Here is a 17867-nt window from a genome sequence, read left to right on the forward strand (position 1 = left end):
ACCGGAGAACGACCGCCGGACGACCACCGGACAGACCGCAAAACAACCGTGAAAGGAGGTGCGCACAGTGGCGTGGATCCAAGTACACCAACAACTCAAAGATCACCGCAAGCTGCTGGCTGCTGCCGACGAGCTCGAAATTGAGCCCGCGCACATGCTCGGCCTGCTGATCTCATTCTGGCTCTGGGCGCTGGACAATACACCGAGCGGATCCCTCGCAGGTATCAGCGACCGCATGATCGCAAGGGCCGCCCAGTGGAACGGCGAGCCGGGCAAGTTCGTGGAGGCCATGGCGCACGCGGGCCTTCTGGACGTGGAAAGCGACGGAAACATGCAGCTCCACGACTGGTACGAGTACACCGGGAAGCTGATCGACCAGAGGGAAGCCGAAAAGAACCGCTCCAGACGCCGCCGCGCTGCCGCTGCTGCTGACGCAGCAAGCGACCGCCGGACGACCGCCGGACAGACCACCGGACAGACCGAGGACGGGCAGCGGGACGACCGCCAAAAGACCGCAGGCAGAGTAAACCAAAGTAGAGTAGACCAGACAAGAGAAAACCAGAGTACACCTACAGAGGGGGATCTCCCCCCTGCCCCCGCGACGGAGAAGAAACCCGACACGCAGGAACGACGGTTTGCCGAGTTCTGGAAACTCTATCCGAGGAAAGTCGGAAAGCAGGCGGCGCTCAAATCGTGGAAGCGGATCAAGCCGGATGCCGAACTGTTCGACAGGATCATGGCAGCTGTGACGGCCGCCAAGGAGTCAGACCAATGGCAGCGGGAAGCTGGCCGCTTTATCCCGCACCCGGCGACATGGCTCAATCAGGGCCGCTGGGACGACGAGCTGCCGCAGAGCGGGCCTACAGCATACCAGAGGACGGGCAAGCCCGACACCATGGGCGTGCTGGCGGGGATAATCGCAGACGAGGAAGGGGGCGGCCTGTTTTGACCAAGGCAGACGCGGCACGGCTGGTGGCGATCGTCGTCACCGCCTACCCCAACTATGACAAATTCAGAGACGAGCAGGCAGTCACGGCCACAGTGAACCTCTGGGCGACAATGTTCGCAGCAGACGACGGCCGGATCGTGGCGCTGGCGCTCAATAAGCACATAGCAACGAGCAAATGGCCGCCGAGTGTGGCTGAGCTCCGGGAGATCATGCTGGAGATCCAGCGGCCCGATCTCATACCGCCGGACAAGGCGTGGGCGGCAGTCAGCGACCTGCTGCACACCGTCGGAGAACATAACCACGGCGACCTCCAGAGTCAGCTCCCGCCCCTCGTGGCCCGCGCAGTCGAGACGATCGGCTGGGGCAACCTCTGGGAAATGCACCGGAGCTACTGCGTGGGCGGCAAGCCCGGCATGGATCGCGTGGCCTTCGTGCAGCAATACGGGCCAATGTACGAGCGGGAGCGGCAGCGGGCCATGACGCCGGAGGCAATCACCGCACAGATCGACAAGGCGGCGGCCGCCCTCCCGGACAGAGGCCAGAGGCTACTCGAAACCCGCGAGCAGGATCGCCGGGAGCACGACGAACGCATGAACCGGCTCTCCTACGGCTGGTATGAGCGGGCACTGGAGGCAGCAGGACGGCCGCAGCTGGAAGCCGGGGAGGTGGACGAGTGAAGCTAATAACCGGCGACGCGCTGGAGGAACTGAAAAAGCTCCCGGCCTGCTGCTGCAGCACCTGCGTGACCTCGCCGCCCTACTTCGGGCTGAGGAACTACAACACGCCCGGACAGATCGGCCTCGAAGGAACGCCGGACGAGTACGTCGAGAGGCTCGCCGAAGTGTTCCGGGAGGTGCGCAGAGTCCTGAAAGACGACGGCACGCTCTGGCTCAATATGGGCGACAGCTACGCCGCCCGCTCCAGCACGCAGCCGACCGGCTACAAGCGCAAAGACCTGATCGGGATCCCGTGGCTGCTGGCCTTCGCATTAAGGGCAGACGGCTGGCACCTCCGGGCCGACATTATCTGGCAGAAGCCCAACGCCATGCCGGAGAGCTGCAAAGACCGGCCGACACGGGCCCACGAGTACGTCTTTCTGCTCAGCAAGTCCGAGCGGTACTACTACGACGCCGAAGCCATAAAGGAACCGGCCGTCGGCTTCCCCGGCAGCCAGAACCCGAACGCAAGGCGGCGCGGGAACTCCGGGACATTCAGAGGCGGCACGGCCTACACGCACGACCAAGCCAAGGAGAACGGCGCGAGCATTGAGAGGCAGGGCCACGGCCTCGTCCCGAACGAGACAGGCAAAAGGAACCGGCGCAGCGTATGGACGATCGCCACGAGGCCCTACAAGGGCGCACACTTCGCCACATTCCCGGAGGATCTGGCCCGGCCGTGTATTTTAGCAGGCAGCAGGCCCGGCGGCACCGTTCTGGATCCCTTCATGGGGAGCGGGACAGCTGGAGCCGTGGCCGTGCAGGAAGGCCGGGACTTTATCGGGATAGAGATCAACCCGGAATACACAAAACTGAGCGAGCAGCGGATCCGGGCCGCTATGCAGCAGGAAGGAGCAAGACCATGAGAAAACGGTTTATTTATATCTGCTCCCCATGCAGGGGAGACATGGAGAAGAACATCACCAAGGCTCAGGGCTACTGCCGGGAGGCCGCAGAGCTCTGGCCGGACGTGGTGCCGATCGCGCCCCACGTCTATTGTACGCAGTTCACGGACGACACGATCCCGGCCGAGAGGGAGCTCGGCATGGAGCTGGGCCTCGCGCTGCTGGATATATGCGACGAGCTCTGGGTGTACGGGATCGAGAACCCCAGCGAGGGCATGAGGCGCGAGATCGAATACGCAGAGGCGCACGGGATCTCGATCCGGGACGCTGCCGAGGTGTACCGGAGCCAGAAGGCTGCTGCAGCAGAGGACGAGGACGAGCTGGGCGACGCCCTGATCACGCTCCCCTCCCACGTCGGCAACTTCAACGGCGTGGCGGCCATTGAGTCCACCACCGTGCGGATCAGCGGCGAGGTGATCATGGAGCTGGCGAAGCAGCTCAGGCGAAACCCCGGCAAGGACATGACCGTGGAGGCGACGCCGTGAGCTGGGACACGGTGCCGGGAAAGAACCGCGAGGGCTACCCGGATCCGACAGCTGCGACCGCCCTCTCCAACGTCTGCCGGAGCCAGAAGGGACTCCAGAGCAAGCGGGCCGGGGAACACTTCGAGAACATGATCGCCGCGAGCCTGCTCTGGTATAAGGACAAGGGCGTGGCCTTCGTGGAAAAGACCCCGGAGCCCATGCGCCCGCTCCGACCACCGAACCGGCAGGGGCAGTTCCTCGCCTGCTACACCAAGGCCGGGCAGCCTGATTTTAAGGGCACGCTCACCGGGGGCCGGGCCGTGGTATTCGAGGCCAAGCACACCGACAGCGACCGGATCGAGCAGAGTCGCCTCACGCAAGAGCAGATCGAGAGCCTGAGCAAACACCACCAGCTCGGCGCTGCTGCCTTCGTCGTGGTGAGCTTCGGGCTCCAAGACTTCTACCGGGTGCCGTGGGAAGTCTGGCGGGACATGAAGGACATATACGGGCACAAACACATGAAACAGGACGAGCTCGAACCCTACCGCGTGCAGTATATCGCGGGAGTGATCAAGCTGCTGGAGGGCATAGAGCTGGAATACAACGAACAGGAAGGAGCAAACACATGAACGCCGCATTATTAAGCAGCAACAACCTGAGCTGGTGTACGCCGCCGGAGCTTTTCGCCGAGCTGGATCGTGAATTTCATTTTGACCTCGACCCGGCGGCCACCGATAAAAGCGCCAAGTGCGCGAAATACTACACGCCCGCAGACGACGGGCTCTCGAAGGACTGGGGGGGGGTATCGCGTGTTCTGCAATCCTCCATACGGCCGCCACATTCAGGACTGGGTGCGCAAGGGCTACGAGGAAAGCCAGAAACCAGACACGCTCGTCGTTATGCTCATACCGGCACGGACGGACACCTCGTACTTCCATGACTACATATTCGGCGGGAAAGCTGCCGAGGTGCGTTTCCTCCGGGGCCGGATCAAGTTCACGGACGAGGACGGCAACGCCAAGGACTCAGCGCCCTTCCCTTCTGCCGTTATCGTGTGGCGCAGCCCTGACACCGCTCTGAGCGTCCGGGACATGGTGCTGGAGCTGATCAAGGGCAAGGCCATGACGGCGAACGAGATCGCCGCAGAGCTGGCCGACAGGGGCCAGAAAGTAAGCCGCAGCGACGTGGGGCCGATCCTCACGAAAGCGCAGGCAGCAGGCAAGGCAAGAAACGCCGGAAAGCGGGCGTGCAGCGTCACCGGGCGCTCGGCGATCGTCTGGACGGCATAAGGAAGGAGGACACCACAGTGAAGGACGGGAGGAAGCTCTGTCCCTTCAAGAAGGAGATCGCGCAGAACTATGGCAGGGACAGAGACAGGAACCTGAAACACACAGTAAAGGAGCGGCTCGGCTACTGCGTCGGGAGCAGGTGCATGGCATACCAGCGCGGCCGCTGCCTGAGACTCGGCGACAAGCCGGAAAGGAGGTAAGCCATGGACGCGATCACAAAACAAACCCGCCGGGAAAGCTACGAGGAAGTGCTGCCGAAGTGCAAGGAGCGCAGCCGCCAGATCCTCGAAGTGCTCGGCTCCCGCTCCATGACAGTGAGCGAGATCACCGACGAGCTGGTGGCAGCAGGCCGGATCCCATTCTTTAACCGCAACTATGTGGCACCGAGGCTCTCGGAGCTCAAAGACATGGGCGTGGTAAAGACGGTAGGCCGCAGGAAGGCCACGCACTCGAACGCCACCGAGGCTGTGTGGCAGCGGGTGGAGGCATAAGCTCGGAGGGCCGCCGGGGAACGAACCGGCCCAGAAAGGAGAAAAGGAAATGAGCAGAGCAAAAATTCAGAGTTATATCAACCTCGAAACGCTGGCCGGTGGAGCCTTCGCCGAGAAGCTGAACGAGGCACTCATGCAGGTGGCCGAGAATATCCAAAACCCGAACACCGACGCCGTATCAAAGCGAGGGATCACCGTCAACATAAAATTCGCGCCCAACAAGTCGCGGCAGGTGGTAAACACCACGATCGCCGTGACGACCAAGCTCGCGGCCACCGAGGCGATCGACACGCAAATGGTGATGGGCCTCAACCTTCGCACCGGTGAGATTGAGATCGCCGAGTACGACGGGCAGATCAGAGGGCAGATGTCACTCCCCGACCTCATGCCGAAGGAGGAAGGGGAACCGGAGCCGGAGGACGAAGCCGAGATCGAGCAGCAGCCGACCGGCAAGCCTCTGGATCTGAGAAACCGGAGGAACCGGCAGGCCGGGAAGCTGATCCCCGGCCGGGACTACGACCCGGACACCGGCGAAGTGTACGAAACCGCCGGACAGACTGCGGACGACCGGCAAACGACCGGCGGCCGCGTGGTAAATATGAGCGGGAAAACCGCGCAGGCATAAAAGAAGGAGGACAAGACCATGGAAGGTATCAAAGAAGCGATCGCTTTTATCGCGGATCTGGCCGTAAAGGCCGAGCACCCGGAGACAGTCGAGATCAACGGGAGGACATACTGCACGAAAACCCTCAAACGCTACGACGCAGCGGACAAGGCCGAGCCGATCAGGGCGACCACCCTCACGTCTCTGGTGGACTACATCAAAGAGAGCCGCGAAGAACTGCGCGATCGCATGATCATTCAGGTGGTGAGCGCCACCAACGTGCTGCTCTACTCCGGCCTGCTGCCGGAGCGTGACCGTGAGACGCTTTTCGAGGTGAACGCCCTGCTGCCGCAGTTCGACTACGGCCGGGAGTATGAGCAAGAGGCTTTTCTCGTCTCCATGCAGTCATGCTTTGCACCGAGCGACGACCGCGAGGCCGTCACCGTCATGGCGAGCAATATCGTGAACACGCAGCAGGCCACCTACTCCGACGACGGGATCACGCAGCAGGCGGTGATCAAAACCGGAGTAACCACCAAGGAGTCGGCGCTCGTCCCCAACCCGGTGAAGCTGATCCCCTACCGCACCTTTTTGGAAGTGGAGCAGCCCGCGAGCGAGTTCGTGTTCCGTATCGGAGAGGGACGCGGCGGCGCTCCGGTATTCAAGCTGGTGGCAGCAGACGGCGGCCTCTGGAAGTCTCAGGCCGTCGAGAACGTGAAGCGCTACCTCGTGGAGCAGCTGGCCGACATTCCAGACCGGGAGCGGCTCACCATTATTGCATAAAGAACCGACCGGGGAGGGCTCCCGTGGGCCCTCCCGCTGGCGTGGAAGGAGGAAACCATGAACCAAGGAACGTGTAAAAGCTGCGGGAGGCCGATCCTCTGGATAAAGACGCGGGCCGGAAAAAGTATGCCGTGCGACCCGAAGCCGATCAACTACCGGATCAAGCCGGGCGGCAGCCTAAAGCTGGTAACGCCCGCCGGGGACGTGATAAGCTGCGAGGCCGTGAAGGATCCGGCAGAGGCCAAGAGCTGGGGCTATACGCCACACTGGAGCACCTGCGACGCCCCGGACAATTTCAGAGGGAGGACATGACCATGGAATATAAACCGAAAATAATCACCGGCCGCGTGAGCGGGACAGGCTGGCCCATTGACGGCCACACGCTCTACTTCTCCCAGTGGGACTACGATCCCGAAAACTGGCACCTCTACGGCTGGGAGGACGAGGACGACGAGGCCGTCATGCTGACCGTATGGCAGACAGAGAACGACGCGGGCCTGAGCGCCTACGAGACGCTGGAGGACTTCACCGCAGCATGGAAGGCAAAGGACTGGGAGCCGCAGGGCTCGTTCGTGCTGGAGCCGGACAAGGTGGAGATCGTCGAGGTAAAGCAGGAAGAACAGAAAAACGACGCCCGCGAGAACCTGCTCGCCCACGGGATCGACCTCAGACCGAGAAAGGACAGCGACAAGGGCGGGATCCTCTGCCTGCCGCTCGACAAGAACCTGAACGGGGACACCAAGGCCAACCACCCGGACTGGCAGCTCATAGAGTGCCCGGCCTGCGGCCAGAAGTGCTGGAAGCACCCGGAGGCCGACAGGCTCCAGAAGGAACAGGCCGTGCAGCTGCTCTGTACTGAGTGCGCACTGAAAGCGGGGCTTGTGCTCCCCTTCCAGCAAAGCAGGCCAGCGCAGAAGCCCGGCGGGAACCGGGCGCAAAGAAGGAGGGCCGAACGTGAACGCAAACACAGAAAATGAGAGGAAAAACGCAGGAAACGGAGCGGGAGCCGTCGTGTGGCTCCTTTACTTCCTGATCTCGGCAGGGGGCGAGGCGATCCTGATCTACCAGAAGGCAGCAGGCCGCGTGTCATGGGGCTGGCCCGCCGTGCTGCTGAGTTACTTCTGGATCTCCTTCGCCACCATGGCGGCCTTCATACTGCTGGCGGTGGGCGCTCATATCTTCTGCCGGGCCATGAAGCAGCACCGGGAGCGGGAACGCCGCCGCAGGATAGCCCGCTCCCTCTGGGACTCCATGGAGGGGCTCACGCTGAACAGTATCGGCCCGATCTATGGCGTGAGGCGGCAGCAGGGCGAGAAAAACCAGAGCTACAAGCGCAGGATCCTGAAAGCGGCCCGGACTCTGGACACGGTAAATATGCAGGCAGCACTTAAACCGGCCACCGGCCAGAGCCTCGACAACATAGCCCGGAAATACTCGCTCCGGCGCTTCAAGGGAGAGACGGACAAGCACCTGCAAGAGAGGATCCGGCAGGCAGCGCTCGAAAAACTGAAAGGAGGCGGGGATCATGGAGTATAAGACAGAGGCAGAGCCGAAGGGCTACGCGGACGGCGTGCCAGTATTCTGCGCCCATGACGCGATCGTGGACGCTGCCAAGCTGGTGCCGAACCCAAAGAACCCGAACACACACCCGGACGCCCAGATCCAAGCCCTCGGACGGATCATAAGGCAAACCGGCTGGCGGCAGCCGATCACCGTCTCGAAGCTCTCCGGCTTCATAGTGAAGGGCCACGGCCGCCTCTCTGCTGCCCTGCTGGAAGGGCTCAAAGAGGTGCCGGTGGACTACCAGAACTATGCGAACACCGCCGAGGAATACGCGGATCTGGTGGCCGACAACCGGATCGCAGAGCTGGCAGAGATCGACCAAAAGCTGCTGGCCGACATTTTCGCAGACATAGACACCGGCGAGATCCCCATGGAGCTGACCGGCTACACCGAGGACGAGGTGGAGAGCCTCGTCACGGCGCTGTCAGAAGCGCTGCACAACGATCTGACCGAGCCGGACGACATACCGGACATACCGGAGCCGGATCAGGTGATCACGCAGCGCGGCGATCTCTGGATCCTCGGCCGCCACCGCGTCGTCTGCGGGGACGCCACAAACGAAAAAGACCGGGAGCTGCTGCTGGACGGAGCTCAACCGGAGATCCTGCTCACCGATCCACCGTACTGCTCCGGCGGCTTCCAAGAAACGGGCCGAAGCGCCGGGAGTATCGGGACAAAGCGGTACGACAGCAAAGGGAAAGAGATCGAGGTAACGATCGCGAACGACACACTCAGCACGCGAGGATATCAACAGCTCATGCGCAACGTGCTGAAATCCTTCGAGGGGCTCGTCGTGTATTGCTTCACGGACTGGCGCATGTGGCTATACCTCTACGACGTAATGGAGGAAAGCGGCTTCGGAGTCAAAAACATGATCGTGTGGAATAAGAAAACGCCGGGCATGGGAATGGGCTGGAGGACGCAGCACGAGCTCGTCATGTTCGCACACCGCACCAAGCCGAAGTGGGACAACCACAAGGGCTACGGCAACGTGCTGGAGGCCACACGCTCCGGGAATGAGCTACACCCGACGCAGAAGCCCGTCGAAATACTGGAGAAGCTGCTGGACAATACCGAGTGGGCCGAGGGAGTCCTCGACACCTTCGGAGGATCCGGCACGACTCTGATCGCGGCCGAGAGCGCCGGGCAGCCGTCGTTTATCATGGAAATGGAGCCCGGCTTCGTGGACGTGATCGTGCGGCGCTACATTAAGACCACAGGCAAGACGACCGGGATCCAGCTCATAAGGAAAGGCAAGGCCCTGAGCCGTGAGCAATACGAGGGCATATTCAACGAATAACACGAAAAAGGAGGTGGAGGCCATGGACAAGGAAAGACAGCCGAAGGAAACGGACGCCATAAAGCACAAGCTGGAGAGCTTCGCGGCCCTCCAGCGGAAAATAGATAACGCGATCAAGCGTCTGGAGAGTCTCACGCTGACCATGGACTCACCCTCAGCTCCAAACCTCACCGGACTGCCGAGCGGCGGCGGGGACGGCTCCAGCAAAACAGAGCGCCAAGTGATCCGCAAGCTGGAGCTGGAGGAAAAGATCAGACGCATGGAGCAGGACGAGCGGGAGCTCCGGCACGAGCTGGAGGAACTGATCGACCTCATGGAAAAGCCAGACGAGCAGATCGTGATCCAAATGCGGTATCTTGACGGCGTGAAGTGGTGGACAATCAGCACGACGCTTTTCGGAGAAGAACCGGACTACGACAGCTACGAAAAGCGGTACCTAAAAAGGACATTCAAAATTCACGGATCCGCGCTGCAATCTCTCACCCGGATATACAAGAGCAGGCAATAAAAAGAAGCCCACCAGAAGCCACACAGCGGCCGACGGCGGGCTTTTTGCGTCCCCGGCGGGCAAATTATCCACACCGGAAAAGGAGGCCCAGAGAGGCAGCAGGACGCTCACAGGGGATAAAAAGGGATAAAAGGGGACAAAAGGGAATAAAAGCAAATGCTACACTATACAATGGCAAACCGCCAAGGAGGGAAACCAGCCCCTCCGGGCGGCTTTTCCGTCAATACCGCCCCACATAGGATTGATAAATAAGAGCCCGGCGTGCTATAATATCCCAAAGATGACTAAAGCAAAACCGCAGGAGGTTATTATCATGGGAAACAAAAAACTCAGTCTATGGGACGACATTCTCAATCCGAAGCAAGGGAAAAAAGCGGCGCAGGAAAAGCCGCAGACACCAGAATGGGAAGTCACAGCAAGAAACGCGGACGGCACACCGGGAATTATTTGCAAGAACGGCAAGGAGTGGCTGGACGCTGACAAGACGTGGATCTCTCCGTCTGGTGAGTACATGCTGCACGAGGGCATGGACGCCAACGCAAACGACGTGATCGCACTCACGAGAAAAGACGAAGGGCTCAGGATCCGAAAAATTGAGGAACTCGTCGCTTCGGCGCTGATCACAGACGCCGGAACCGGGTATGCTCTAACAGAGGACGGAGTTCTGCACATTTTGACAGCCGAAAAAGCGAGCCAGAGGAAAATGTGCGAGGACTACGGCCCAAACGCCTGCCTGATCGCCCCAGAGCTCTGCGCCGTAATTTACGACACAGACAGCGACGACGATCTGGAGGCGGCGATCATTAAGGTGTTAGATCTGGAAACGCTGAAAGGCTGGAAAAAGAAAATAAAGTACCGGACAACAGCACACGGAGCGCTCTCTTTTAAGATAGAGCTCGCAGGCGACACCATAGTGGCAACAATGCCGGACGGAAACGTCCACAAATTCAGGAAAGACGGAAAACAGGAATAAAAGCATAGACCGCCAAGGGAAAACCGAGGCGGTTTTTCTTATGCCAAAACCCCCAGAAAAACACCGGGGGGGAGGGCAAATTTTGAGAGAGAAAGGAGGGGCCGCCATGAGTGACCTCTTTTTTACTGGCTCAGCTCGGCGCACCTCTGGCGCGTTCACTGTCACCATGAAGAACGGCGACAAACTGGCGAAGCAGCTCGCCAAGCTGGAAAAAGGCGGCGAGACAGCTCTCCAGAAAACCGTGAACGACTTCACCAGCAGAGCGCCCGCGTGGGTATCGAAAGGGATCCGGGAGCACTATGGCGTGGACACGGCCGCCATAAATGAGGCGGGGCCCAAAAAGAAAAAGGGGGCCTCCCACATAAGTGTGGCCGGGGTATCAGTCGCCGGGGCTTCTCTCGAATACAAGGGCAGAACGCTGACGCCGACGCACTTCAAAATGAGCCCGAAGTCTCGGCCGACTACTCAGCAGGCGAAACAGATCAGAGTGCCCGGCCAAGCTATTGCCACGGCCAAAGGCTCGCCCGTCGCTATGGTAAGGCCGCCCAAGAAGTACACAGTCAAGGCCACCATACTGAAAGGGGGCCGCGCCAGCATGAGCCCCGGCACCTTCGTGGCCGCAGGAAACGGGGGGAGTGTTCTCCCATTCCAGAGGACTGCCGAGGGCCGCACACCCATTGAGGCCGTGCGCACCCTGTCCGTGCCGCAGATGATAAGCGGCCGAGCCAAGGACACGATCGAAGAGCTGATCGCGACCAACCTCGAAAAGAGATTCGAGCACTACATACAACAGGCCATGAAGTAAGCCAAGCCAGCGACCACACCAGCAGGCCACGAGCAGCAGCCAAGCCAACGCAACGCAAACCAAAGCGAAGCAAACGAACCAAAAGAAACCAAAAGAAAAGGCGAAAAGAAAAGCCGAAGAAAAATCGAGCAAGCGAAGCCGACGAAGCTCGAACCACGACGCCAAAGCCCGGCAAGGTACTGTCACCGCTGCCAGAGCCCTGCGGTGCTCGCGAGCCCAAAACGTGAGCAGACTCGAAAAAATTTTTTCAGGCCGTTTCGTTTCGCCCAGAGCCCCGGAAAAGGAGGTGACGCCATGGCAGAAGGCAAACAAAACCTGCAAGGCTCGGCAATAATCGCGAAGCTATTCGGCGTCACGGATCGCCGGGTGCAGCAGCTCGCCAAGGACGGCGTGATCCCGGCCGCTTCTGTCCGGCCGTACAAGTTCGACCTGCTCCCGACGGTGCAGGCGTATATCCGGTATCTCAGCGACAAGGCCAACGGCAAGGAAAGCAAGAGCGCCGACACCGTGCAGGCTGAGGCCGACAAGCTGCGGGCCGAGGCCGACCTCAAACAGAGCAAGGCCAAGATCGCAGAAATGCAGCTCAAAGAGCTGGAGGGCAAAATGCACCGGAGCGAGGACGTGGAGGCCGTAATGAACGACCTCGTTTATACTGTCCGCAGCATGATCATGGCGCTGCCGGGCCGCCTCGCTATGGACATTGTGCAAACGTCCAACGCGAACGAAGCCTCGGCGCTGATCCGCTCCGAGTGTTACAAGATCCTGAACGAGCTCGCGGGCTATAAATACGACCCCGAAGTCTACCAGCGGCGGGTGCGGGATCGGGAAGGCTGGAGCGACGCTCTCGCAGATGAAAGCGACGAGTAAAAAAGCCGCGAAAAAGCTCAACGCAGCCATAGGCCCGGCTGTCCGTAACTTCAAGCCACCCGAAGAACTGACGGTGGCAGAATGGGCCGATAGACACCGCCGCCTATCGCCGGAAAACTCCGCAGAGGCAGGCCCGTGGCGCACTTCGCGCACGCCCTACCTCCGGGAACCTATGGAGGCGTTCACGGATCCGAAGATCCGCAAGATCGTTATGGTGGCAGCTTCTCAGGTGGGAAAGTCGGAGCTGGAGCTGAACATTATCGCCTACATTATCGACCAAGACCCCGGCTCGATCCTTTTTGTCCAGCCTACCCTCGACGACGCCCGCAAGTTCTCGCGGCTGCGTATCGCTCCCATGATCCGGGACAGCAAAACGCTGAGGGCCAAAGTCTCAGACATAAAGACGAGGGACTCCGGGAACACGATCCTCCAGAAGTCCTTCCCCGGCGGTATGCTCACGATCACCGGCTCGAACAGCGCCTCGGCGCTGGCCTCCACCCCTGCCCGCTATATCCTCGGCGACGAGCGCGACCGCTGGGCCGTGAGTGCAGGCACCGAGGGCGACCCGTGGGCGCTGGCTGAGGCCCGGCAGGCCACATTCTACAACGCGAAGGCCGTCGAGGTATCAACGCCGACGATCAAGGGCGCGTCCAACATTGAGAACAGCTACTACCAAGGCACACAGGAACGGTGGTGCCACCGCTGCCCGGAGTGCGGCGAGTACGGCGAGATCATATTCGACCGGATCCACTTCCAGCACACCGTCACCAAGGTGCGCGGGAAAAAGGTTTACAAGATCACCGGCCCCGTGGAGTGGGCCTGCCCGCATTGTGGCGTCCTCATACCGGAGGAAGTCATGCGCAAGCAGCCTGCGAAGTGGATCGCGCAGAACCCTGACGCCTACGCCGAGGGCGTGCGCTCCTTCTGGCTGAACGCCTTCTCGTCACCGTGGACGCCATGGGCCAAGATCGTGCTCAAATTTCTGCAAGCTAAGGACGACCCGCAACGGCTGAAAGTCGTCTACAACACGCTGCTGGGCGAGCTCTGGGAGGATCGCGGCGACATTATGGACGAGGACACCATGCTGGCCCGCCGCGAGGACTACGGCACCAACGCCGACGGCTCCCCGGTGGAGCTGCCGGAGGGCGTGCTGGTGCTCACCTGCGGCGTGGACACGCAGGACAACCGGCTGGAGTACGAAGTCGTGGGCCACGGGCACTACGGCGAGACGTGGGGGATCAAAAAGGGCTACATCATGGGGAAACCCGACAACCCCGAAGTGTGGCAGCAGCTCGACGACGTGATCGACCACGTTTACCACTTCAAAGACTCCGGGCGCGGGCTGCGGATCTCGATCACCTGCGTGGACTCTGGCGGCCACTATACGCAAGAAGTTTATACCGAGTGCCGGATCCGAAAAAATAAGCGCGTTTTTGCGATCAAGGGCAAAGGCGGCGACGGGATCCCCTTCGTGACGCCTCCCTCCAAGGTGGCGATCCGGGATAATAAGCGGATCACCTGCTGGCTCTACACCCTCGGCGTGGACGCGGGCAAAACCGCGATCATGTCAAACGTAAAAGTGCAGGAACCCGGCCCGAAGTTCTGTCACTTCCCCCGTGGCGAGTCCTACGGCTACGACTCGTACTACTTCAACGGGCTGCTGTCCGAGAAGCTGGAGCTCACTCAGACCAAGCGGGGCAACCGCTGGGCGTGGGTGAAGCTGCCGGGACATAACAGGAACGAGGCCCTCGACTGCCGCAACTACGCGCTGGCGGGCTTCAAGATCATAGACCCCGACACGCTGGCGGTGGAGAGACGGCTCAAAAACCTGCCAGACAAAAGCAAGCCGAAGAAAGCTGCAGCACCGCAGCAGAGCCGGGCAAGAGCCCCGGCCTCATACTTCGACGAATGGTAAGGAGGCAAGGACATGGCACAGATCACAGAATACCGTCGGCAGAGAATACGCCGCGAGCTGGAAATGACCAAGGAACGGCTGGAGCTTTATCTGGCCCGTGAAAAGGAAATGCTCAGCAAGGACGGCGTGCAGCTCTACACCATAGGATCCCGGAACCTCCAGCGCTACAACACGTCGCTGGCGGCAATTCAGGCCGAGATCGACAAGCTGCGCAAGCGCGTGGACGAACTGGAGGCAGAGCTGGCCGGGCAAAGGCCCCGGCGTGCGGTGGGCGTCGTCCCCCGCGACTGGTAAACGGGTAAACGCCGGGCGCTCCCGGCTTTACTACGGCAGACATGGACGGGGTACGCTCCTTCCCCGCCCGGCCTGCCGTTTTTTATGCACAAGGCAAGGAGGTGAGAAAAATCAGGTACGAAAAAAAGGCGGGAATGTGGCTCCCCGACAACGTAAGACCACAGAACAAAGGCTACGGCGAAGCCGGGGCCAGCTGGCGCAAGAAGGCTGTGAAAGGCTTCAACGCTCCCAGCGGCTCACCTCACGAGGACATAGACTTTAACAACTACACGCTCCGGCAGCGGGCCCGCATGTTATACATGGCCGCGCCGATCGCGACCTCTGCGATCAAGACGAACCGCACAAACGTGGTGGGCGTCGGGCTGAAATTGAAAAGCCGGATCGACCGCGAAGTGCTGGGCCTCTCCCCGGATCAGGCAGAGGCATGGCAGAAGGAAACGGAGCGGGAGTTCTCGCTCTGGGCCAACAATAAGAGGGCCTGCGACGCCACGGGCATGAACAACTTCTACGGGCTCCAGCAGCTCGCGCTGATCTCGTGGCTGCTCTCCGGCGACTGCATAGGCGTGATCAAGCAGTACAAGATCGACGCGCTGCACCCCTACTCTCTCCGGGTACACCTGATCGAAGCGGACAGGATCGCGACGCCGGGCCGCTACGGAGTGGGTACCTCGGTTTACTACACGACCGGAAAGAACCCGGACACCGGGAACACGATATACGACGGCGTGGAGGTAGACAAGGGCGGGGCCGTCGTGGCCTACCATATCCGCAGCAACTACCCCTTCGAGGTGGGAGCACCTACGACCACATGGGCCCGCGTGGAAGCATACCAGCCACACACAGGGCTCCCGAACGTGATCCACGTCATAGACACCGAGCGCCCGGATCAATACCGGGGCGTCAGCTATCTGGCGCAGGTGATCGAGCCGCTGCTCCAGCTCCGGCGCTACACCGAGAGCGAGCTCATGGCGGCCGTGATCGAGAGTTTTTTCACGGCGTTTATTAAGACCAACGCCCCCACGGACGACATGCCCTTCAATCAGGTGGAGCCGGATCCTCCGGCAGAACCGAAGGGCCCGAACGAGTACAGCATGGGGCCGGGCCAGATCAACGTCATGGAACCCGGCGAGGACGTGACCTTCGCAGACCCTAAGCACCCGAACGGCAGCTTCGACACCTTCGCGAAGGCAGTCAGCGAGCAGGTGGGCGCGGCTCTGGAAATACCGGCCGATCTTCTGCTGAAATCCTTCAACGCGAGCTACTCGGCGAGCCGTGCGGCTCTGCTGGAGGCGTGGAAGGCGTTCAAAATGCGCCGCGAGTGGCTGGCCGACGACTTCTGCCGCCCTCTCTATGAAGTATGGATGAGCGAAGCGGTGGCCCGTGGCCGTATCTACGCGCCCGGCTTTTTCACCAACCCCGCGATCCGCGCCGCATATCTCGGCAGCGAGTGGCTGGGCCCGTCTCAGGGACAGCTCGACCCGACCAAGGAGATCACGGCCGAGATCCTCGCGTGCAGCGAGGGCTTCTCCACGCACGAGCAGAGCACGATCCGGCTCAACGGCGGCCAGTGGGACGCCAACGTGGAGCAGCTGATCCGCGAGAACGAGAAGCTCGGCGGGCAGTCACCGGATCCGCACCAGACTGGAGGATCCGGGCAGGAACCGGCAGCCCCGGACGAAGGCAGCGAAGGAGAAGGCGACGGCAGCGGCGAGAACAACCCGCACAACCCGGAAACGGCGAAGCGGCGCGGGCTGGTGGCGCTCCGCGACCTCGTGATCGCTGAGCAAATAAAACAGGCAATCAAAGGAGGACAGACGAATGAGAGCTAACATTCGCATGGGCCCGGCTGCGGCCCCGAAGGCAGCCACGGCTCCGAAGTTCTGGAACGTGGCAAGCGTCAGCGAGGACGAGGGCGAGATCACCCTCTACGGCGACGTTATGAGCCAGCAGCCGATCGACTGGTGGACGGGTGAACCTGAGCCCGGACTCTACATCACCCCGGAGGGCTTCATGGAGGATCTGGCGGCCGTCAAGGATAAAGCCCACATCACCGTGAAGTTGAACAGCTGCGGCGGCGACCTTTACACCGGGATCGCGATCCACAACGCCCTGAAAGCACTCAGCGGCGAGGTGAACGTCGTCGTCGAAGGTATCGCAGCAAGCGCCGCGAGCGTGATCATGTGCGCCGGTGACACCGTGACCGTGTACCCCGGCTCTCTGGTAATGATCCACGGCGTCAGCGTGCTGCTCTGGGACGCGCTGAACATTCAGGACATGAAGCAGCTGATCAAGGGCATGGACGCCAGCGAGCGGGCCGTGGCCGAGATCTACAACGGCAAGACAGGGATCGCCGTCGAGACGCTTCGCAGCATGATGACCAAAGAGACGTGGCTCACCGGCCGCGAGGCTCTGGAGAAGGGCTTCGCCGACGAGCTCAAAGAGGACGAGGAAGATCCCGACATGAGCATGAGCGCCGACAAGAAGGTGCTCTATGTCAACGGCGTGAGCCATAACGTCGAGGGGCTGCGGAATATCCCCGGCACGATCCCGATCCAAGCAAGTGCTAAACCGGCCGCAAGACCGGCAGCAAATAAAAAGCCGACCGTAAAACCGGCGGCAAAAAAAGAAGGAGGTAAAAACCACATGACACTCGAAGAACTGAGAGCTCAGGAACCGGAGCTCGTGGCCCAGATCGAAAACGAAGCAAGGGCCGGAGCACAGACTCAGGCCAACGCGGACGCGGTGGCAGCTGAGCGCCAGCGCCTCGCGGACATTGACTCGATCGCGGCCTCTATCCCCGACCAGCAGCTCGTCCACGACGCAAAGTACGGAGACAAGCCCTGCACCGCTCAGGAGCTCTGTTTCCGCGTAATGCAGCAGAGCGCAGCGTCCGGCCAGAACTTCCTCGCCGCCTATATGAAGGACGGCGCGGCCTCTGGTGCGGCAAACGTGGGCGCAGCGCCCAACGGCGGCACGCCTTCCACTCAGCAGGAACAGGACGCCGCAGACATTCAGGCGGTAGTCAACGCCTACAACAAGACAAAAGGAGGTACCAACTAATGAGCAAGAGACTGGACGAGAACCTCGGAGCCGTCGGCTTCGACAATCTGATCAACGGCGCAAACCCGCCCGCCGAGCCCTTCTCCGTCAAGGTGAAGGCCAATCAGGGGATCCTCAAACGCGGCAGCCTGCTGGCTACTGGCGAGACTGAGGGAGAGCTGGAACTGATCAGCGACACCACGACCGGCAAGGCCAACGCGGTGCTCGCTGAGGACGTGGACACCGGCACAGAGGAAGCGGTGGTGGCGACCGCCTACCGCACGGGACACTTCAACGCCAACACCCTGATCGTGAAGGACGAGTACGAAATCACGGCAGCAGACAAGGAAGCCCTGCGCTCCGTGGGGATCCTGCTCTCCGACGCCGTGGAAATCTAAGACA

General features: G+C 61.1%; 22 protein-coding genes and 1 pseudogene. All 23 read left to right on the plus strand.

What is annotated here, in order from left to right; translation table 11 throughout:
* Positions 1 to 67: 67 nt before the first annotated feature.
* The 23 genes and pseudogenes from ABC831_RS11020 to ABC831_RS11130 all read left to right on the plus strand — a co-directional run bounded on the left by ABC831_RS11020 (position 68) and on the right by ABC831_RS11130 (position 17863).
* Complete coding sequence (locus ABC831_RS11020; protein ID WP_343248175.1) at positions 68 to 949, plus strand: hypothetical protein; 882 nt, start codon at positions 68 to 70, stop codon at positions 947 to 949.
* A complete protein-coding gene (locus ABC831_RS11025; protein WP_343248176.1) occupies positions 946 to 1626 on the plus strand; it encodes a replicative helicase loader/inhibitor in 681 nt (226 codons plus the stop codon). Before ABC831_RS11020 ends, ABC831_RS11025 begins: the two co-directional genes overlap by 4 nt.
* Positions 1623 to 2531: a DNA-methyltransferase gene (locus ABC831_RS11030; protein ID WP_343248177.1), complete on the plus strand. Its 909-nt coding sequence runs from the start codon at positions 1623 to 1625 to the stop codon at positions 2529 to 2531. The genes ABC831_RS11025 and ABC831_RS11030 overlap by 4 nt, the downstream gene beginning before the upstream one ends.
* The gene (locus ABC831_RS11035) at positions 2528 to 3055 is read left to right on the plus strand and encodes a DUF7768 domain-containing protein (protein WP_343248178.1); all 528 of its coding nucleotides are present in this window, start codon (positions 2528 to 2530) and stop codon (positions 3053 to 3055) included. The genes ABC831_RS11030 and ABC831_RS11035 overlap by 4 nt, the downstream gene beginning before the upstream one ends.
* On the plus strand, positions 3052 to 3663 hold the full coding sequence (locus ABC831_RS11040) for a Holliday junction resolvase RecU (RefSeq protein ID WP_343248179.1): 612 nt from the start codon (positions 3052 to 3054) through the stop codon (positions 3661 to 3663). Before ABC831_RS11035 ends, ABC831_RS11040 begins: the two co-directional genes overlap by 4 nt.
* Positions 3660 to 4323: pseudogene (locus tag ABC831_RS11045) on the plus strand (DNA N-6-adenine-methyltransferase). The gene ABC831_RS11040 and the pseudogene ABC831_RS11045 overlap by 4 nt, the downstream one beginning before the upstream one ends.
* A 17-nt stretch (positions 4324 to 4340) precedes the next feature.
* Positions 4341 to 4523 (plus strand): hypothetical protein, encoded by a 183-nt coding sequence (locus ABC831_RS11050; protein ID WP_343248180.1) that lies wholly within the window; start codon positions 4341 to 4343, stop codon positions 4521 to 4523.
* 3 nt (positions 4524 to 4526) lie between these two features.
* Positions 4527 to 4814, plus strand: a complete 288-nt coding sequence (locus ABC831_RS11055) for a DNA gyrase (protein WP_343248181.1) — start codon at positions 4527 to 4529, stop codon at positions 4812 to 4814.
* Between the two features lie 49 nt (positions 4815 to 4863).
* Positions 4864 to 5439, plus strand: coding sequence for a replication protein (locus ABC831_RS11060; protein WP_343248182.1), 576 nt, complete (start codon positions 4864 to 4866; stop codon positions 5437 to 5439).
* Positions 5440 to 5457: 18 nt separating this feature from the next.
* Entirely contained in the window at positions 5458 to 6201 is a 744-nt protein-coding gene (locus tag ABC831_RS11065; protein WP_343248183.1) for a hypothetical protein, read from the plus strand.
* A 57-nt stretch (positions 6202 to 6258) separates the two neighbouring features.
* Positions 6259 to 6513 (plus strand): hypothetical protein, encoded by a 255-nt coding sequence (locus ABC831_RS11070; protein ID WP_343248184.1) that lies wholly within the window; start codon positions 6259 to 6261, stop codon positions 6511 to 6513.
* Positions 6514 to 6515: 2 nt separating this feature from the next.
* Positions 6516 to 7178 (plus strand): hypothetical protein, encoded by a 663-nt coding sequence (locus ABC831_RS11075; RefSeq protein WP_343248185.1) that lies wholly within the window; start codon positions 6516 to 6518, stop codon positions 7176 to 7178.
* Complete coding sequence (locus tag ABC831_RS11080; RefSeq protein ID WP_343248186.1) at positions 7156 to 7737, plus strand: hypothetical protein; 582 nt, start codon at positions 7156 to 7158, stop codon at positions 7735 to 7737. The genes ABC831_RS11075 and ABC831_RS11080 overlap by 23 nt, the downstream gene beginning before the upstream one ends.
* Positions 7727 to 9064: a site-specific DNA-methyltransferase gene (locus tag ABC831_RS11085; RefSeq protein WP_343248187.1), complete on the plus strand. Its 1338-nt coding sequence runs from the start codon at positions 7727 to 7729 to the stop codon at positions 9062 to 9064. Before ABC831_RS11080 ends, ABC831_RS11085 begins: the two co-directional genes overlap by 11 nt.
* A gap of 22 nt (positions 9065 to 9086) precedes the next feature.
* Complete coding sequence (locus ABC831_RS11090; protein WP_343248188.1) at positions 9087 to 9572, plus strand: hypothetical protein; 486 nt, start codon at positions 9087 to 9089, stop codon at positions 9570 to 9572.
* Between the two features lie 313 nt (positions 9573 to 9885).
* Complete coding sequence (locus ABC831_RS11095; RefSeq protein ID WP_343248189.1) at positions 9886 to 10545, plus strand: hypothetical protein; 660 nt, start codon at positions 9886 to 9888, stop codon at positions 10543 to 10545.
* 82 nt (positions 10546 to 10627) lie between these two features.
* Entirely contained in the window at positions 10628 to 11350 is a 723-nt protein-coding gene (locus ABC831_RS11100; protein WP_343248190.1) for a hypothetical protein, read from the plus strand.
* 294 nt (positions 11351 to 11644) lie between these two features.
* Positions 11645 to 12217, plus strand: coding sequence for a protoporphyrinogen oxidase (locus tag ABC831_RS11105; RefSeq protein WP_343248191.1), 573 nt, complete (start codon positions 11645 to 11647; stop codon positions 12215 to 12217).
* Positions 12201 to 14132, plus strand: a complete 1932-nt coding sequence (locus tag ABC831_RS11110; RefSeq protein WP_343248192.1) for a phage terminase large subunit family protein — start codon at positions 12201 to 12203, stop codon at positions 14130 to 14132. Before ABC831_RS11105 ends, ABC831_RS11110 begins: the two co-directional genes overlap by 17 nt.
* A gap of 12 nt (positions 14133 to 14144) precedes the next feature.
* Positions 14145 to 14426: a hypothetical protein gene (locus ABC831_RS11115; RefSeq protein ID WP_343248193.1), complete on the plus strand. Its 282-nt coding sequence runs from the start codon at positions 14145 to 14147 to the stop codon at positions 14424 to 14426.
* A gap of 41 nt (positions 14427 to 14467) precedes the next feature.
* A complete protein-coding gene (locus tag ABC831_RS11120) occupies positions 14468 to 16255 on the plus strand; it encodes a phage portal protein (protein ID WP_343248194.1) in 1788 nt (595 codons plus the stop codon).
* Positions 16245 to 17486, plus strand: coding sequence for a head maturation protease, ClpP-related (locus ABC831_RS11125; protein ID WP_343248195.1), 1242 nt, complete (start codon positions 16245 to 16247; stop codon positions 17484 to 17486). Before ABC831_RS11120 ends, ABC831_RS11125 begins: the two co-directional genes overlap by 11 nt.
* Positions 17486 to 17863: a head decoration protein gene (locus tag ABC831_RS11130; protein ID WP_343248196.1), complete on the plus strand. Its 378-nt coding sequence runs from the start codon at positions 17486 to 17488 to the stop codon at positions 17861 to 17863. The genes ABC831_RS11125 and ABC831_RS11130 overlap by 1 nt, the downstream gene beginning before the upstream one ends.
* Positions 17864 to 17867 lie beyond the last annotated feature (4 nt).

This window comes from Diplocloster hominis (genome assembly GCF_032380655.1).
Taxonomy (GTDB): Bacteria; Bacillota; Clostridia; order Lachnospirales; family Lachnospiraceae; genus Diplocloster; species Diplocloster hominis.